Annotated in this window: 15 protein-coding genes; 8 read left to right on the top strand and 7 right to left on the bottom strand. The window is 68.9% G+C overall.

What is annotated here, in order from left to right; translation table 11 throughout:
* Positions 1-93 precede the first annotated feature (93 nt).
* Complete coding sequence (locus DW298_RS16385) at positions 94-834, bottom strand: class I SAM-dependent methyltransferase (protein WP_136043533.1); 741 nt, start codon at positions 832-834, stop codon at positions 94-96.
* Between the two features lie 59 nt (positions 835-893).
* Between DW298_RS16385 and DW298_RS16380 the strand changes: the two genes are divergently transcribed.
* Both DW298_RS16380 and DW298_RS16375 read left to right on the top strand, forming a co-directional pair.
* Positions 894-1,496 carry an exonuclease domain-containing protein gene (locus DW298_RS16380; RefSeq protein ID WP_136043532.1) on the top strand — a complete coding sequence of 201 codons (603 nt, stop codon included), beginning with the start codon at positions 894-896 and terminating at the stop codon, positions 1,494-1,496.
* Between the two features lie 64 nt (positions 1,497-1,560).
* The gene (locus DW298_RS16375) at positions 1,561-2,847 is read left to right on the top strand and encodes a DNA recombination protein RmuC (RefSeq protein WP_136043531.1); all 1,287 of its coding nucleotides are present in this window, start codon (positions 1,561-1,563) and stop codon (positions 2,845-2,847) included.
* A 96-nt stretch (positions 2,848-2,943) separates the two neighbouring features.
* Here DW298_RS16375 and DW298_RS16370 read toward each other — a convergent pair whose 3' ends face one another.
* Together DW298_RS16370 and glpX are read right to left on the bottom strand one after the other, a co-directional pair.
* The gene (locus DW298_RS16370) at positions 2,944-3,234 is read right to left on the bottom strand and encodes a hypothetical protein (protein ID WP_136043530.1); all 291 of its coding nucleotides are present in this window, start codon (positions 3,232-3,234) and stop codon (positions 2,944-2,946) included.
* Between the two features lie 197 nt (positions 3,235-3,431).
* Positions 3,432-4,418 carry a class II fructose-bisphosphatase gene (glpX, locus tag DW298_RS16365; RefSeq protein ID WP_136043529.1) on the bottom strand — a complete coding sequence of 329 codons (987 nt, stop codon included), beginning with the start codon at positions 4,416-4,418 and terminating at the stop codon, positions 3,432-3,434.
* Between the two features lie 184 nt (positions 4,419-4,602).
* Here glpX and fbaA point away from each other — a divergent pair, with 184 nt between their 5' ends.
* Positions 4,603-5,631 carry a class II fructose-bisphosphate aldolase gene (gene fbaA / locus DW298_RS16360; protein WP_136043528.1) on the top strand — a complete coding sequence of 343 codons (1,029 nt, stop codon included), beginning with the start codon at positions 4,603-4,605 and terminating at the stop codon, positions 5,629-5,631.
* Positions 5,632-5,716: 85 nt separating this feature from the next.
* Here the strand turns inward: fbaA and DW298_RS16355 are convergent, their stop codons facing one another.
* The 4 genes from DW298_RS16355 to DW298_RS16340 all read right to left on the bottom strand — a co-directional run bounded on the left by DW298_RS16355 (position 5,717) and on the right by DW298_RS16340 (position 9,663).
* On the bottom strand, positions 5,717-6,991 hold the full coding sequence (locus tag DW298_RS16355) for a hypothetical protein (RefSeq protein WP_136043527.1): 1,275 nt from the start codon (positions 6,989-6,991) through the stop codon (positions 5,717-5,719).
* A gap of 29 nt (positions 6,992-7,020) precedes the next feature.
* Positions 7,021-7,554: a DUF6264 family protein gene (locus DW298_RS16350; protein ID WP_136043526.1), complete on the bottom strand. Its 534-nt coding sequence runs from the start codon at positions 7,552-7,554 to the stop codon at positions 7,021-7,023.
* A 235-nt stretch (positions 7,555-7,789) separates the two neighbouring features.
* Positions 7,790-8,581 (bottom strand): IclR family transcriptional regulator, encoded by a 792-nt coding sequence (locus DW298_RS16345; RefSeq protein WP_136043525.1) that lies wholly within the window; start codon positions 8,579-8,581, stop codon positions 7,790-7,792.
* A 2-nt stretch (positions 8,582-8,583) separates the two neighbouring features.
* A complete protein-coding gene (locus tag DW298_RS16340) occupies positions 8,584-9,663 on the bottom strand; it encodes a 4-hydroxy-3-methylbut-2-enyl diphosphate reductase (protein WP_205820412.1) in 1,080 nt (359 codons plus the stop codon).
* Between the two features lie 64 nt (positions 9,664-9,727).
* On the opposite strand from DW298_RS16340, the gene xseA reads away from it, so the two are divergent.
* Genes xseA through DW298_RS16315 form a run of 5 tightly spaced genes read left to right on the top strand, consistent with a single transcriptional unit; the run spans position 9,728 to position 14,023 of the window.
* Positions 9,728-11,005 (top strand): exodeoxyribonuclease VII large subunit, encoded by a 1,278-nt coding sequence (xseA, locus tag DW298_RS16335; protein ID WP_136043524.1) that lies wholly within the window; start codon positions 9,728-9,730, stop codon positions 11,003-11,005.
* 36 nt (positions 11,006-11,041) lie between these two features.
* Complete coding sequence (locus DW298_RS16330; protein ID WP_205820411.1) at positions 11,042-11,281, top strand: exodeoxyribonuclease VII small subunit; 240 nt, start codon at positions 11,042-11,044, stop codon at positions 11,279-11,281.
* Positions 11,278-11,922, top strand: a complete 645-nt coding sequence (locus tag DW298_RS16325; protein ID WP_136043523.1) for a DUF4245 family protein — start codon at positions 11,278-11,280, stop codon at positions 11,920-11,922. Before DW298_RS16330 ends, DW298_RS16325 begins: the two co-directional genes overlap by 4 nt.
* Complete coding sequence (locus DW298_RS16320) at positions 11,919-12,605, top strand: carbonic anhydrase (protein WP_136043522.1); 687 nt, start codon at positions 11,919-11,921, stop codon at positions 12,603-12,605. Before DW298_RS16325 ends, DW298_RS16320 begins: the two co-directional genes overlap by 4 nt.
* A complete protein-coding gene (locus DW298_RS16315) occupies positions 12,602-14,023 on the top strand; it encodes a class II fumarate hydratase (protein WP_136043521.1) in 1,422 nt (473 codons plus the stop codon). Before DW298_RS16320 ends, DW298_RS16315 begins: the two co-directional genes overlap by 4 nt.
* The last annotated feature ends 48 nt before the right edge of the window (positions 14,024-14,071 follow it).

Here is a 14,071-nt window from a genome sequence, read left to right as displayed (position 1 = left end):
CGCGCACTCAGAGCGCGAGATCAGGCGAACGCGTGAGATCAGGCGGATGCAGCGGAGTTCTGCCTGATACAGGCTGATCGCCTGATTCGGGGATCAGTCGCGGACGGCGCGGTAGGCCCGTGTCACGTACGGAAGGTCGATGGTGGTCTCACCGTGCAGATCGAGCTCGTCGAACAACTCGTCGAGGTCGCGCCGGATCCGAGTTTTCTCATCGTCGGACGCGGTGATGATGTAGCTGCGGGACGCGGCCATGCGGTGCAGCCGGTCTCGTGTGATGGGGCGGACCCATTCCCAGCGCTCCTGCTCGAGCGGGCCGAACGGCGCAGCGACGACCGGATCTCCCTCGGCGAGCATGTTCTCGGCGTGGCTGCCGTGCATGATCTCGGTCAACCGGCGCACCCAGTCGACGCGATCGTCGCGGATGTTCCAGATGAGACCGAGGACTCCCCCGCTGCGCACGACCCGACCGATCTCGGCGGATCCGGCAGCGGGATCCACCCAGTGCCATGCCTGCCCCAGGACGACCGCGTCGACGCTCACGTCTGGGAGGGGCAGCCGCTCCGCCGACCCGACGAAGGTCGGCACGCCCGGCACCGCCCCACGGAGAGTCACGAGCATCTCGGGATCAGGATCGATCGCGACGACCTCGGCATCCGGCGCTTCCGCCAAAACTCGCGTGAGCTTGCCCGTTCCGGCGCCGACATCGGCGATACGGCGGGTGCCGTGCGGCATCTTCTCCACCATCCACGCCACCGCGTCGAAGGGGTATTCGGGTCGTCCGACCTCGTAGTCCGCGGCCTGCGCACCGAACGACGTCGCCATGTCCTCAGCCATGCGGCCAGCCTACGGCGAGTCTCCCGCATGGTCGCCGACCTCGGGGTGAGAGTGGAGACGTGCCACTGGACTTCACTGCGATCGACTTCGAGACCGCGAACTCCAGCCCCGCCTCCGCCTGTTCCGTCGGACTGGTCCGTGTGCGCGGCGGCGAGGTCCTCGCGACCACCGGATGGTTGATCCAGCCGCCGCCCGGCCACGACGAGTTCCAGGAGTGGAACGTGCGCATCCACGGGATCCAGCCGGAGGACGTGCTGTCCGCGGCCACGTGGGTCGACCAGTTCGACCGCCTGTGCGCCTTCGCCGGAGCCGACGTGCTCGTCGCCCACAACGCCGGATTCGATCTCAACGTGCTGCGCCGCGCCTCGGAGGCGACGGGCCAGCTCTGCCCGCCGTACCGCTCCCTCTGCAGCCTGCAGGTCGCACGGAAGACCTACGTTCTCGACTCCTATCGCCTGCCCGTCGCTGCGGCCGCCGCCGGATTCGAGGAGTTCGCGCACCACGACGCCCTCGCCGACGCCCGCGCCTGCGCGCAGATCGTGATCGATGCGGCCGCCAGGGCGGGTGCCGCCGACGTGTTCGCCCTCGCCGATGCGCTGAGCCTGCGCGTCACCGCCCCGGTCGCACCCGTCGCGCCTGCTCTGGAGCGTGCGGTCGCCTGAGCCGACACAGCGCGCCCGTGCGCGGCGACCTCGGAATGTCCGATGCCGGCCGCATCATGAACACATGGATGCTCTGGCTGTGGTTCTCCTCTTCCTCGCCCTCGCGGCGGGCGTCGCTGTCGGCTGGTTCCTGCGCGCAGGGCGCGGTGCTGCTGACCTCGCGCGCGCTCAGTCCGAGCTGGCCGCCGCGCGCGACGACCGCGACCGCCAGTACGACCTCTACCGGGATGCCGTCGAGCACTCGCGGAACGAGCAGCGGGCCGAGGCGCAGCGAGTGCAGCAGCAGAACGCGGTACTGACGGCGCTCGCACCCGTCCGAGAGAGCCTGCAGCAGATGCAGACGAAGGTGACGGCGATCGAACGCGAGCGCCACGCCCAGTTCGGCACGCTGGAGGAGCAGCTGCGACGCGCTCAGGAATCCGACGAAGCGCTCCGCGCGACCACGGAGTCGCTGGCCGGCGCCCTGCGCTCGACGGCCACGCGCGGGGTGTGGGGCGAGACGCAGCTGCGACGCGTGGTGGAAGCGGCGGGGCTCACGCGTCATATCGACTTCGACCTGCAGGCGACGATCTCGTCCGACCGCGGCCAGGGCCGGCCCGACATGGTCATCCGCCTCGCCGGCGGCAGCTCCATCGCGGTCGACGCCAAGGTGCCCCTCGACGCGTATCTCGAGGCTTCGGCGCTGTCGACGGGAAACGCCCAGGAACCGCAGCGGCGCTCGCTCATGCAGAAGCACGTCAAAGCCGTCCGCGCGCACATCGATGCCCTGGCCAAGAAGGCGTACTGGGCAGGACTCGACGCGAGTCCGGAGTTCGTGATCTGCTTCCTGCCGAGTGAGTCCCTCCTCGCCGCGGCGATCGACGAAGACCCCACGTTGCTCGACTACGCGTTCAGCCGTCGAGTGGCGCTCGCGTCTCCTGTGAACCTCTGGGCCGTCCTGAAGACCGTGGCGTTCACATGGACCCAGCAGGAGGTGTCGACCGAGGCACGCACACTGCTGGCCCTCGGCACGCAGCTCTATGACCGGCTCGGTACTCTCGCCGGGCATGCCGACGATCTGCGCCGCGCCCTGGAGCGCACGGTCGACAGCTACAACCGCTTCGCCGGATCGCTCGAAACGCGCGTACTCGTCACGGCCCGGCAGTTCCCCGGCGTCGATGCCGCGGCTCTCGCGTCCGTTCCGTCGGCGACCGCGACCACGGGGCGACGTTTCACCGCTCCTGAGCTGATCACCCTCGACGGCGCTGCGAGTGAGTCGCCGTTCGAGGCCGACGATGCCACAGACGGCATCGACTCCGCATCGGTGCGTGCGGATGTGGGCGAGGTGCGGACGCGCCTCGACGAGATCTAGGCACCGCCACGGTCGCGCCACCACCGTCGCGCACTGCCGGGCGGCCGACCATCGTGCCGAGCCGCGTGGCGATGAGCCGAAGCGGCGTGCAGCGCCTCAGGCGATGCCGGGTACGCCGCTGAGCAGCAGGATGACCAGGCCGCTGGTGGCGAGGAACGCTCCGATCATCCACCAGGCGCTGACCTCATGGCCCTCGTCGCGGCGGACGCGGAACAGCACGTCAGCGCGGCGAGCAGGATCGGCGATGGCCGCTGGCGGAGTGGGCACGGACGGGGTGGCTGCGACGCCCGACTCGGCGTCGGCGCTCACCCGGAGAATCCGTCCGGTGTTCGTCGTGATGATCTTCGTCGCGGCGGCCTTCGAGCCACTCGTGTGCTGCGTTGTCATCCGTTCGCCCTCCTGTGCCTGCGATGCCTGACGGCTCCGTCCACGGCGACAAACCCAGTGACAATTGTGACACGGCGCTCCGGAAAGCGTGGCGCACCCCGCCCTGAGCCCATACCGGCTCGATAACGATGCCGTCATCGTCGACGCAGGAACAAACGGTCAGAGACGCAGGAACTAGCCGTCAGAAGCCCCCGAGATCAGAGCCACTTCGAGACGAGGTGCTCCGAGGCGATGCGACGGAGGGTCCCGGAGGCACCTCGGAGCACCACGCTCTCCGTGTACACGTAGCCCCGCTCGCGGCGCACGCCCGCAACGAGCTGGCCATCGGTGACGCCGGTCGCCACGAAGATCGTGTTGTTGCCCTGCACGAGGTCGTCGGCCTCGTAGACCCTGTCCATCTCGAGCCCGGCGTCGATGCCGCGCTGGCGCTCATCGTCGTCACGCGGCCACAGACGTCCCTGGATGTGCCCGCCGAGCGCCTTGATGGCGCATGCCGTGACGATGCCCTCGGGGCTGCCGCCGACGCCGACGCACATGTCCGTGCGGGCATCGTGCCGAGCGGCGTTGATCCCGCCCGCGACGTCGCCGTCGCTCATCAGCCGGGTGCCGGCGCCGGCGTCGCGGATCTCCTGGATGAGCTGCTCGTGGCGCGGCCGATTCAGCACGGACACGACGATCTCGTCGACAGGCTTGTCGAGCGCTCCAGCGAGCTTGCGGATGTTCTCGCCGATGGGGAGCCGGATGTCGACGACGCCGACGCCCGCCGGCCCCGTGACGAGCTTGTCCATGTAGAAGACGGTGGACGCGTCCAGCATCGTACCACGGTCGGACACGGCGATCACGGACAGCGCGTTCTGCCGACCCGCTGCGGTGAGGGACGTTCCGTCGATGGGGTCGACCGCGATGTCGCACAGCGGTCCGCGCCCGGTGCCGACGACCTCGCCGTTGAACAGCATCGGCGCGTTGTCCTTCTCGCCCTCACCGATCACGACGCGGCCCTGGAAATCGACCGTCCCGAGGAATGCGCGCATCGCGTCGACGGCGGCCCCGTCCGCCGCCTCCTTCGCGCCGCGCCCGATGAAGGGGACCGCACGGATGGCCGCAGCCTCCGTCGCTCGCACCAGCTCCATCGCAAGGTTACGGTCGGGACGAAGAGGGCTCAGATCCGCTGTCAGACTCACCATGCGGTCAGCCTAGCTATCGACGTGAGCGAACAGCACGATTTTCGCTCTCCATCCGACGAAGGAATCGCGATTCTTAACGCCTGTGCACAAGACGCGATGCAGGCGGAACCCCCACCTGCAGTACCACTCCGACCGCCCCGATAGAGTGGCACCTGTCCCGGCTTCACCTATCGCAGGAGTTCTCATGCCCGTCGCCACCCCGGATCAGTACGCCGAAATGCTCGACCGCGCGAAGGCCGGCGGCTTCGCGTACCCCGCATTCAACGTCTCGAGCTCGCAGACGATCAACTCCGTCCTCCAGGGACTGACCGAGGCCGGCTCCGACGGCATCATCCAGGTCACCACGGGTGGAGCCGACTACTTCGCCGGCCACACGGTGAAGGCACGCGCCACGGGCGCACTCGCCTTCGCACGCTTCGCCACCGAAGTCGCCAAGAACTACCCCATCACCGTCGCGCTGCACACGGACCACTGCCCGAAGGACGCCCTCGCCGGCTTCGTCGAGCCGCTGATCGCCGCTTCCGAGGAAGAGGTCAAGGCCGGTCGCAACCCGATCTTCCAGTCCCACATGTGGGACGGCTCGGCCGTTCCCCTCGCGGAGAACATCGAGATCGCGAAGGACCTGCTCCCCCGCATGAAGAACATCAACGCCATCCTCGAGGTCGAGATCGGCGTCGTCGGCGGCGAAGAGGACGGCGTGCAGCACGAAGGCTCGAACGAGGCTCTCTACACGACCTTCGCCGACGTCGACCAGGCCGTGCAGGCGCTGGGTCTCGGAGAGCAGGGTCGCTACATCGCCGCCCTCACGTTCGGCAACGTGCACGGCGTCTACAAGCCCGGTGGCGTCAAGCTGCGCCCGGAGCTCCTCGGCGAGATCCAGGCCGAGGTCGCCGCGAAGTACAACACGGGCGCCAAGCCGCTCGACCTGGTCTTCCACGGCGGCTCCGGCTCGACCGACGAGGAGATCGCCCTCGCGGTCGCGAACGGTGTCATCAAGATGAACATCGACACCGACACGCAGTACGCCTACACGCGTGCGATCGCCGACTACATGTTCAAGAACTACGACGGCGTGCTGAAGGTCGACGGCGAGGTCGGCAACAAGAAGCAGTACGACCCGCGCGCCTGGGGCAAGATCGCCGAGTCGGCGATGGCCGCCCGCGTGGTCGAGTCGACCCGTCAGCTCGGCTCCTACGGCCAGTCGAAGAGCTGATCCGTCGGAACTTCGTCGAGGGATGCCCCAGCCGATCGGCTGGGGCATCCCTCATTTTCGGCCGCGGCGCCCGGGCGCGGCGCCGTCATTCGCCGCGACTGCGGCGAATGCGGGTGACCCAGATCGCCCCGTCGACCACGGCATCGACGACGAGAAGCACTCCGAGTGCCCTGCCCGCTCCCCGCGATCGAGATGCGGCCCACAGGCCGGCCCCGAGTTCCCCGAGCGAGAGCAGGAGACCCGCGGCGGGGCGGCGGCGGAGAGCATCACCGAGCCGCGCGAGCGGCCGTTCCCGGCGGGTGAGCGGCGCGAGTTCCCCGAGTCCGGCGATCGCCGTCTCCCTGAGCGTGGGCCACCATCCCACGGGGAGGAACCGTCGATCCGTCCCCGCGGTCGCGCTTCCGAATGCGGCGTCGATCAGGTCGGACGAGATTCCGAAGGCAGCGAGGAAGACGCGCTGGCGATCCTCCGCTCCGACCACACCCCCCAGCGCCTCGGGGATCAGCGCGCGGTGTGCCGCATCGACGTCGAGGTCCACGGCTGCGGCGATCTCGAGGAGCTCATCGCGGCTTCCGTCGCCCTCGGTGAGGAGCCGCCGGTAGATCTCCGCCGTCTCCGGAACGCGGATGGCATCGATATCGAGGACCGGCCGGGTGTCGCGTTCCGCCTCGGTCCAGAAGGGGATCGGGCCTCCGCTGCCCACGGCCACCTCGAACCACACGGCGGCGTCGGCGCGGTTCAGCTCGATCACGGGCAACTCGCCCTTCGAGCTCACCCAGGCACCGCTCGGCTCTGAGGCCTCGAACCGCTGGAGCGACCAGTCACCGGACTCGCGGTGGTCGACCGCGGTCGCGTGGACGGCGGCCAGGATGCGGGCTATCGCGGGTCCGCGGTGGGAGAACGCCGAGACCTGCACCGCCGGAGCCGCGAACAGCGCGGAATCGCTCACGGCATCCTCCGAATCGTCGGCGCCCGCCTCGACGGAATCGTCGATGAGCTCGTCGACCAATTCCTCCACCGAACCGAAGCCGAACGCGTCGTCCCCCTCCTCGTCCGCATCCACGTCCACGTCGAGCCAGAGCGTGAGGCCCTTCTCCTCGAAGGCCGCTTTGAGCTCGCTCGCCGACAGGGTCGATTCGATCGTGTCCTCTTCGCTGAGCGTCAGCACGTGGCCATCGTCCGTCACCGGGATGGCGAGCACGGCCTCCTCACGGCCATCCCACTCGGTTGTCGCATCGCGCACGCCGGCGGGAACGCGCAGCAGAGAGAGGATTTCGCGGGCCGAGGGCCGCGGGTCGGTCCCGTCAGCGCGATCGACCGAAGCGTAGGAGAGATGGACGCCGAAGCTGTTCTGGGACATCCTCCGACAGTAGCCGTGCGATTCGGCTGCTACTGCCCGACGGTCGACATATAGGCCACGAATGCCGGGTCGTTCATCATAGGCACCGAGATGTAGATGGTCACGACGATCATGGTCGCCAGCGCACCCACGATCGGCACCCACCAGGTGATCCGTCGACGCCGCAGCCGCCGGATCGACAGCGCGGCCGTGATCGACCATCCGACGGCGAGGGTGATGGCGGCGATCACTCCCCAGGTGCGCCCCTGGGCGAAGTTGGTGAACTCCCCCTCGATGCCCAGGATCTTCATCGTCTCGTTCACCACGGTCGGCAGGTCGAGATACGAGAGACCGGTGATGATGATGTTCACCAGGCCGTAGGCCAGCAACCCGATGGTCACGAAGCGGTCGACCGGGTGCGGACGGGCGGCGGGAGCGCTCGCGCTCGGACCGGGCGCCGCCGGCCCCGGGGTTGCCGGCATCGGCGACGCGACGACGACCTCGTCGAGGGGCGGCAGGCCGGCGGCTCGCCGTTGCTCCTCGGGGGTGGCGAGTTCGCCGTACTGCGGGCGCTGATCGGTCATCCCGCCATGCTAACCGCCCCGGCTCTGCGCGCCTCACAGCGAGAGACCGCGAAAACGATAGCGACCCCGGAGAAGTGGGGACTTCGCGGGGCCGCGGATGTGAAGCGCTGGGGACGCTTCTCATCCAGTTTTGATCACCGGCGCTGGGGACGCCTGTGGTGATCTGTAGCGCTGTTGCATGCCGCTACTCCCCCGATCATAGGAAAACGTGTGCCCGAGCACCAGGGGTCAGACTTCAGATAGTGAACTCCGCGCCTTCCGAGCCACTGTCGAGGGTGTCGGCGCCGAGTTGCAGCGAGAGCCGCCTCGCCGCTCGCTGCAGCGTCGCGACGAGCTCGTTGTCCACGACGGCCCGGTCAGCCGGCAGCGAGATCGCCAGCGACGCGGTGACGCCGGGGGCGATGACGGGTACCGCGACGCAGGTCGCGCCGATCACGTACTCCTCGTGGTCCACGGCCCATCCCGGCGACTGCTCCAGCTGCGTCAGGAGTGTGCGACGATCGCTGATCGTGCGCGGCGTGAGCTCCTCCAGGCGATGCCGGGAGAGGTAGTCCAGCCGGTCGTCATCGGGCAGATCCGCGAGGATCTGCTTCCCCAGTGCGGTCGCGTGGGCGCTCGACTGCAACCCCACCCAGAGTTCGACACGGGGGTTGCGGACCGCGTCGACGATATCGACCAGATGCATCTCTCCGTCTGCGAAGCGGGAGAGGTATGCGGTCGCACCCAGGTCCTCCGTCACATCCCGGAGCGAGGCCCGAACCCGGGCGAGGAAGACCCCGCGCGAGTCGATCTGCTGCTGGAAGGAGGGAAATCGCGAGCCGAGCACCAGCCCGTCGGGTTCGGAACTCAGATACCCCTCATGGACGAGGGTGCGGACGAGGTTATAGGTCGTGCCCGGAGTCAATCCGGTGATCGCCGCCAGCATCTTCGCCGGAAGCGGACGAGGAGAATTGGCGACGATGTCGACCAGCCGCAGAGCACGCTGCACCGACCCGATGAGGGTCGGCTCCGCGTCCGCGGCGCTCAAGGCTACGCGCCTCCTCCAGTGGCACGACCGCCGAGCGCCCGATCGTCGCGCTGACCGGAGGCATCGTGTCGAAGCTCCTTGGGCAGGGAGAACATCAGGTCTTCCTCCGCAGTCTTGACCTCTTCGACATCGCGATACCCGGCATCGCCGATCGCCTCGAGCACCTCGCGCACCAGCACCTCCGGCACGGAGGCCCCACTGGTCACGCCGACGGTCTCGACGCCGTCAAGCCACTCCTGCTGGATCTCCTCGGCATAGTCGACGCGGTACGCCGCCTTCGCCCCGTACTCGAGTGCGACCTCGACCAGACGCACGCTGTTCGAGGAGTTGGAGGAGCCCACGACGATCACGAGGTCGGCCCCGGCCGCGACCTTCTTGATCGCGACCTGACGGTTCTGCGTGGCGTAGCAGATGTCGTCGGACGGCGGATTGTGCAGTTCGGGGAAGCGCGTGCGCAAGCGGTTCACCGTCTCCATCGTCTCGTCGACCGAGAGCGTCGTCTGCGAGAGCCAGACCACCTTGTTCGGGTCTTTGACGACGACGGTGTCGGCCTCTTCCGGCGAGTTCACGACCGTGACGTGCTCCGGGGCCTCGCCCGCAGTGCCTTCGACCTCTTCATGGCCTTCGTGACCGATGAGCAGGATCTCGAAGTCGTCTCGGGCGAATCGCACGGCCTCGCGGTGCACCTTGGTGACGAGCGGGCAGGTCGCGTCGATCGCATGCAGTCCGCGATCGGATGCGGCGTTCACGACCGCGGGCGAGACGCCGTGCGCGCTGAAGACGACGTGTGCGCCCTCGGGAACCTCGTCGACCTCTTCGACGAAGATCGCGCCCTTCTCCTCGAGCTCGGTCACGACATGGATGTTGTGCACGATCTGCTTGCGCACATAGACCGGGGCGCCGTAGCGTTCGAGCGCCTTCTCGACGGCGACGACGGCACGGTCGACGCCGGCGCAGTATCCGCGCGGCGCGGCGAGCAGCACCCGCTTGTGTCCGGCCACCGGGTTATCCTGAAGCCGTCCGGCCGCCGCACGCACACGCGGGAGACGGGGGACGGGGAGATGCACGGCAGTCGAAGTCACCCTTGGATTCTACCGCCGCGCGGCTGTGCGAGGCCGGAGAGCGCAGGGGCAGGAACGGGAGCGGATGACAGTCTTCGAAGCGACGACGGGCCAGGGCGAAACGCCGCCCGCCGATTCGGTCGCCCCTCGCGATTCCACAGCCGATGCCCCGACCTCGGTCACGCGGCTCAACGCGACGATCCGCGACTTCATCGCCCGCTGGAACACCGTGTGGGTCGAGGGCGAGATCACCTCGTGGAACGTGCGTGCCGGCAACGTCTTCGCGCGCCTGAAGGACACCCGCTCGGACGCGCAGATCTCGATCCGCGTGTGGTCGAGCGTGCGCGGCCGCATCCCCTCCGACATCGGCATCGGCGATCACGTGGTCGTCGCGGTCAAGGCCGACTACTTCGTCAAGGCCGGCGATTTCAGCTTCGCCGTCTCCGCGATGAAGCACGTGGGGCTGGGCGATCAGCTCGAACGCCTCGAGAAGCTCCGGGTGCAGCTACGGCAGGAGGGGCTGTTCGATCCGGCCCGCAAGAAGCGCCTGCCGTTCCTCCCGCACGTGATCGGTCTGATCACCGGCGAGCGCTCCGACGCCGAGAAGGACGTGCACCGCAACGCCGAGCTGCGCTGGCCGCAGGTCCGCTTCCGCACCGAGTACGCCGCCGTGCAGGGAGATCGCTGCGTGCCGGACACCCTGGCCGCTCTCGCGAGGCTGGATGCCGACCCCGAAGTCGACGTCATCATCATCGCCCGCGGCGGCGGCGACCCGCAGACGCTCCTCGGCTTCAGCGACGAGCGTCTGGTGCGCGCGGTGGCCGCGGCGTCCACCCCCGTCGTCAGCGCGATCGGACACGAGAACGATCATCCCCTGCTCGACGACGTCGCCGACCTCCGGGCCTCCACCCCTACCGATGCAGCGAAGCGCGTCGTGCCGGATGTCGGGGAGCAGCGGGCGCTCATCGCTCAGTTGCGCTCACGCGCGACGACACGCCTCACCCAACGGCTCTCGCACGACATCGCCCAGCTCGACCAGCTCCGCTCCCGCCCGGTCCTGCGCTCCCCCGCCCCGATCATCGACGCGCGCGCCCAGGAGCTGTGGCTCCTGCTGTCGCGTGGCCGCGACAGCCTCACTCGACAGCTCGACACCGCAGGCCGTCGCACCAGCGAGCTGCGTGCCTCCCTGCGAGCGCTATCCCCCGCGGCGACCCTGGCTCGCGGTTACGCGATCGCGCACCTCGACGGCGGAGTGATCCTTCGCGATGCGGCGGATGCCCCGGCCGGCAGCAGCCTCACGATCACGGTCGATCGCGGTTCGGTGGCTGCCCGCTCGGAGGGCGAGATCCCTGAGAGCGACTGAGCCGGGCCGGCGCGACGCACGACGTAGGATGGAGGAGTGAGCGCGCTGAACGACATCCCCGTGGAAACGCTGTCGTTCGAGGCAGCCCGTGACGAGCTGGTGAAGGTCGTCGCCGAGCTCGAGCAGGGCTCTCCGACGCTCGAGCACTCGCTCGCCCTCTGGGAGCGTGGCGAGGCGCTGGCCGCCCGCTGCGAGGAGTGGCTGCTCGGTGCGAAGCGCCGACTGGACGCCGCACGTGCCGCCGCATCCGACGAGACGCCTGGCGGAGACGCATGAGCAAGCAGCCTCCGATCATCGCCGAGCTCGGTCGCCCGGAGACGCCCGAAGAGACCGCCGCCCGCAAGGCGGCCTCCAGCAAGGCCTATCGATCCAGTCAGACCTTCCGCAATCTCATCGCAGCCCTGCTGGTCACGGTGGCCGTCGTCGCCGTCATCATCTTCGCCGTGCCGCGGGGCGAGCCGGTGGAGCGCAAGCCGCTCGACGTCGCGGCCGTGGCCGAAGGCGTGGAGTCCTCGATGGAACGCCCCGTCCTGATCCCCGAGCTCGGCACCTTCTGGCGCGCGAACGACGCAGAGATGCAGGGCGGCGCCACGGTGGTCTGGGAAGTGACACTCGCCCCGAAATCCGACACCGAACGCGGGTTCGTCAAGGTCGCGCAGGCCTTCGACGCCGACGCGTCCTGGGCTCCGCAGCGCCTGAACGGCATCGCTCCCACGGACACGGTGCGCATCGGCGGACTCGAGTGGGACGTCTACAAGCCCGCCAGCGCCGAGTCGAACGCGAACGTCACCTACGCCATCGGCACTCAGGCGGGCGACGACTACATCCTGCTCTACGGCGCACGCTCGGCGGACTCCACCGCGGAGCTCGCCGAATCCCTCATCCCGCAGATCCGCGACATCTCGGAGGCCTCATGACGCACCCCCTGTCCCCCTCCGCAGCCTGGCAGCAGATGCAGGAGGGGAACCGCCGTTTCGTCGCCGACGAGCCACTGCATCCGAACCAGGACGTGGCCCGACGCAAGGACCTGGCCGCGGCGCAGCATCCCGTCGCGACGCTGTTCGGCTGCTCGGACTCGCGCCTCGCCGCGGAGATCATCTTCGACCTCGGGCTCGGTGACCTGTTCGTCGTCCGCAACGCCGGTCAGGTGATGGGCGAGTCGATCGTCGCGAGCCTCGAGTATGCGGTGGCGGTGCTCGAGGTTCCTCTGATCGTGGTCCTCGCCCACGACTCCTGCGGCGCGGTCCGCGCGGCGATCGACGGCACAGCGATCGACGCCGCTCCTCTGCCGCCGCACATCTGGAAGCTGATCGCCCCGATCGTCCCCGCCGCCCGGAAGGTGCTGGCAGAGAACGGCGGCGGCACGGTCGCCGACATCGACTCCGAGCTGGTCGGCATCGAGCACCTGCGCAACACGGTGCGCGACCTGCTGCAGTCGTCCGAGATCATCAGCAACGCCGTCGCCGAGGGCCGTCTCGGCATCGTCGGCGCCAACTACCGTCTGGCCGAGGGCGTGGCGGTGCCCGTCATCACGGTCGGAATCGACACCGAGGACGTCACCAAGGGGATCGACCCCGAAACCAAGGAGGGTTCTGAATGACCGACACCGACCAGCGCAGCGGCGAAAATGCGCAGGGCTACCGGATCGAGCACGACACCATGGGTGAGGTGCGGGTGCCCGTGAACGCGCTCTACGGAGCGCAGACGCAGCGCGCCGTGGAGAACTTCCCGATCTCGGGCAAGGGGCTGGAGTCGACGCAGATCGCCGCCCTCGCGCGGATCAAGAAGGCGGCAGCACTCGCCAACAAGGAGCTCGGCACCCTCGACGGCGCCATCGCCGACGCGATCGCCCAGGCCGCCGACCAGGTTGCCTCGGGTGCGCACGACGGCGAGTTCCCGGTCGACACCTACCAGACCGGCTCCGGCACCTCGTCGAACATGAACATGAACGAGGTGCTCGCGACGCTCGCGACCGGCATCCTCGGCTCGACCGTTCACCCCAACGACCACGTGAACGCGTCGCAGTCGTCGAACGACGTGTTCCCGACGTCGGTGCACATCGCCGTGACGCAGGCCCTCATCGACACCCTCATCCCGGCGCTCGACCACCTCGCCGTCGCCCTCGAGGCGAAGGCCGAGCTGTGGAAGGACGCGGTCAAGTCCGGCCGCACGCACCTCATGGATGCCACGCCCGTGACCCTCGGCCAGGAGTTCGGCGGCTACGCCCGTCAGGTGCGCCTGGGCATCGAGCGCGTGCAGTCGGCCCTCCCCCGCGTCGCCGAGGTTCCGCTGGGCGGCACCGCCGTCGGCACCGGAATCAACACGCCCCTCGGCTTCCCGCAGAAGGTCATCGCGCTCCTCGCGGCCGAGACCGAGCTGCCCATCACCGAGGCGAAGGATCACTTCGAGGCACAGGCCAACCGCGACGGCCTGGTCGAGGCGTCCGGCGCACTGCGCACGATCGCGGTCTCGCTCACCAAGATCAACAACGATCTGCGGTGGATGGGCTCCGGCCCCAACACGGGCCTCGGCGAGCTGCACATCCCCGACCTCCAGCCCGGCTCCTCGATCATGCCCGGCAAGGTCAACCCGGTCGTCCCCGAGGCCGTGCTGATGGTGTGCGCGCGCGTGATCGGCAACGACGCGACGGTCGCCTGGGCCGGGGCATCCGGTTCCTTCGAACTGAACGTCGCCATCCCGGTGATGGGCACTGCCGTGCTCGAGTCGATCCGACTGCTGTCGAACGCCTCGCGCGTGCTCGCCGACAAGACGATCGATGGCCTCCAGGCCAACGTCGACCGGGCGGCGGCCTTCGCGGGCATGAGCCCCTCGATCGTGACGCCGCTGAACAAGCTCATCGGCTACGAGGCGGCGGCGAAGATCGCCAAGCACTCGGTCGCCAAGGGCATCACCGTACGCGACGCCGTCATCGACCTCGGCTACGTCGAGCGCGGTGACCTCACGCTGGAGCAGCTGGACGAGAAGCTCGATCTGCTGTCGATGACCCACCCGGGCTGACCCACACGGGCCGACCGACGACCGGATGCCGCGGGGACTCGTTCCTCG

The organism is Microbacterium sp. A20 (assembly GCF_004794515.1).
Taxonomy (GTDB): domain Bacteria; phylum Actinomycetota; class Actinomycetes; order Actinomycetales; family Microbacteriaceae; genus Microbacterium.
Note: the sequence above shows the minus strand (reverse complement) of the source record. Positions and strands in the feature narration are given on the sequence as shown.